Below are 2,451 nucleotides of genomic sequence, written 5' to 3'. Positions count from 1 at the left end.
CATCCCAACGCTCGTGGTGGTGGCGGATGATCGGCAGCACATCCTGCATGGTGCGCAAGCCCCGACAAATGTCTTCGCCGATCAACACATGGGATTTCATGATCTCCCATTCTTCCGGGGTATGCTTGCCCTGCTTGCACAAAATCGCATCCGGGATCCCGACTTTGCCGATGTCGTGCAGGTAGCCGCCCCAGCGCAGGGCCTTGATCTGTTGACGAGACAGCCCCAAGTAACGACCAAACTGTTCCCCCATGGCCACCAAGCGTTCGCAATGGTCACCCGTGGTGGGATCCCGGCTCTCCACAGCGCGGGCAATGGCAAACAACACCCTGGCAGCGTGATCCAGGTCTTCGTTCAAGCGCTTTTGGTGGATGGATGAGCGTACCCGCGCCAGCAGCTCCACGTGATCGAAGGGCTTGGTCAAAATGTCGTCGGCCCCCACCTGCATCCCCATCAGGCGATTGGAGCGGTCGGTCAGGGCTGTAATCAGCACAACGGGGATCAGGCGGGTCAGCTCATTGGCCTTCAGTTGCCGGCAGACATCAAACCCGCTCATGTTCGGCATCAGCACATCCAGCAGCACCAAGTCTGGCCGAAGCCGCTCCACAGCCTCCAAAGCCTCTTCGCCGTTGGTGGCCTCGCTCACGCGGAAGTGGGCCGACCGCAACAGCTCACCGATGTAGAGGCGGCTGCTGGCCTGATCGTCCACCACCAAAACATGATCCGCCTCCGCCAGCTTCGGGTTTAGGCGGGGAAAGGGGGTGTGGATCAGGTGGGAGTTCATGGTGGTAAAACCTAGCCTTGCATCGAGTACGAGCTTTCCCCCTGAGTTGGATTCGGCGCAACTCTACGAGGGATCCCAGCCCAGACTCCTGGCGGTAGGATGTCAACGAACTCGAATGACATCCCTTCGCCTTCACATCTGGACACACTTTATACTCAGACTTTTAAGTCTGTACTCCGCAACTTTGCTGAACCTACTGCCCTCTTTGCAGGGCTGCCTGATGGGGATCCACATTGAGAAACACGGTGGCATCTCCCTCGACGCGGATGATGCGCAAAGGGGGCAGCGAGCCCGTCGGGTTTTGGATGCGCTCTTGCAGCTTCTCGTAGAACAGCAGATCCGCCAGTTGCGCGTTCTGCGCTGCCGCTTGTCCTTTCAGCTCGATGGCCCGCTGGTTGGCCGCCGCCAGGATTAACAGTCGCTCCGTCTCTTTTTCCTGGATCTGCGCCCGTACTGCCGCCGTCTGTGCTGTAATCGAGGCTACCTGTTTGCGTTCAATGGAATCTCGCAGGGCTTGTGGAAAGTCAGGGTTGCCCAGAAACAGGCCCTCCACCTGCACCAGAGGCAGGGTTTGGCCATCGCGGTTGACAGTAGGCATCTCTTGGCGAATCAAGTCCAGCGCTCGTTGTTCGATGGCAGCCCGCTGGCTTTTCCGGTAAAAGTCTTCCGAATCGAAAGAGGCGGAGATATCCCGGATTTTGGAGCGCACCACCGGCACCACCACCGTGGAAAGATAGTTCTCGCCGATGCTGGCGTGCAGCTCATCCAAAGTGGCGAGGTTGGGCTTGAGGGCAATGGCCACATCGATGGCAAAGGCTTGTCCATCGGCGGTGTTCACGGTGATGGCGTTGCTGATGGCATTGGCCGAGGCAGGGTCGTTGGTAAACTCCCAGACGCGGGTGAGCACGGTGTAGGTGATCGGCGTCTCGATCCCCGGGATCCGGAAGATGACCCCCGGCAATTCTACCCGCCCCTTCTGCAACCCGGAAAAGGTATTGAACACTACAGTGGCATGTCCGGGCAAAGTGACGTACAGGCAAGAGCGGAACATCCCCAGAGCTGCCAAGAGGGCGATCCCTCCCGCGGTCAGCCAACCGGCTCTGCTGTGGGGTGCTTCTCCTGTTGGATACATGGCGGCTGCTCCCGTTTTAGGGTCGGTGAGAAGAGCTGAGGAAATTGGGGACAGGCTAAAAGGATTGATTTCCTGTTGAGTTATTTGGTGATCAAAGTTTCCAGACGGGATCCCAGTACCGCGGCTTTGACCACCTCTAGGTACTGCGGATTTTGGGTGAGGGCCTGTGCTTTGGCTCTCAATTGACCGGCTTCTGCCTCCGCTTGAGAAATGATGGCGCGGGCATCTTGGCGGGCCTGCTCGATCTCAAATTGCTTTTGCGCCAGTTGATTTTCGGCAATGGTCTTTGCCTCAATGGCCGCTACGAAATCAGGATCGAAATCCACATCCCGCAGCAGAAAATCCAAAACCTCGATGCCGTATTCCTTCAGCAGAAGAGCCACCCGTTCGCGGATTTGTCCTTGCAGCAGCGGGCGCTCCGTGGAATACAGAGCCTGGGCGGAAAAGCCGCTGGTCTCGTTCAGAAGGACCGACCGGACGATGGGGGCGATGCGATCCAGGTAATTTTCCCCCAGTTGCGTATAGACCTTGGGGG

3 protein-coding genes are annotated in these 2,451 nt (G+C 58.1%); all 3 read right to left on the bottom strand.

All coding sequences use genetic code 11. The annotated features are described in order from the left end of the window. A partial coding sequence (locus tag NW815_RS05755; RefSeq protein WP_414415802.1) for a two-component system response regulator occupies positions 1 to 784 on the bottom strand: 784 nt, incomplete at its 3' end. Between the two features lie 193 nt (positions 785 to 977). After that, positions 978 to 1,916, bottom strand: coding sequence for a prohibitin family protein (locus tag NW815_RS05750; protein WP_414388502.1), 939 nt, complete (start codon positions 1,914 to 1,916; stop codon positions 978 to 980). Positions 1,917 to 1,996: 80 nt separating this feature from the next. Next, positions 1,997 to 2,451: SPFH domain-containing protein (locus NW815_RS05745; protein ID WP_414415801.1), on the bottom strand; the 455-nt coding region annotated here is incomplete at its 5' end.

The sequence above is a fragment of the Synechococcus sp. R6-7 genome (genome assembly GCF_047461695.1).
GTDB lineage: Bacteria > Cyanobacteriota > Cyanobacteriia > Thermostichales > Thermostichaceae > Thermostichus.
This window is presented reverse-complemented; position numbering and strand designations above follow the sequence as displayed.

Excerpts from the sequence above, each read along its gene's own strand:
- NW815_RS05750 (WP_414388502.1), bottom strand. The coding sequence starts at position 1,916 with ATGTATCCAACAGGAGAAGCACCCCACAGCAGAGCCGGTTGGCTGACC.